The sequence below is a fragment of the Shewanella sp. AS16 genome (assembly GCF_021412365.1).
Taxonomy (GTDB): domain Bacteria; phylum Pseudomonadota; class Gammaproteobacteria; order Enterobacterales; family Shewanellaceae; genus Shewanella; species Shewanella salipaludis.
Genome location: NZ_JAKCLK010000394.1, coordinates 1 through 283, shown reverse-complemented (window position 1 = coordinate 283; position 283 = coordinate 1). Strand labels below are relative to the sequence as shown.

Here is a 283-nt window from a genome sequence, read left to right as displayed (position 1 = left end):
CAAAGTTATCCTGAAACTGTGGTTTGCCATCGACAACGCGATTGAGCGTTAAGCCAAGCGATTTCTGCGTGGAGCCACTGGCGGCAATGTAGTCAGCAAATATCAAACCGTTAACGCTGCTGGCAAACGGGGTATTGTCCCAGTGACCGCCAAAGGCACCGAGGGCATCGCGACGCGCGCTTTCTCCGATCACCACCACATAGGTCTGATACTTCGGCTTAACGGCAGTGACCGTCCAGGTATCTTTCATTCCGGAAAGTTTTGCCATCCGTTCTTGCTCTTC

The 283-nt window shown here is 52.7% G+C and carries 1 protein-coding gene; it reads right to left on the bottom strand.

Going from position 1 to position 283, the window contains the following annotated elements:
* Positions 1-283, bottom strand: a 283-nt coding sequence (locus LZP73_RS20800) for a sulfatase-like hydrolase/transferase (protein ID WP_234236879.1), incomplete at both ends; no start/stop codon positions are given.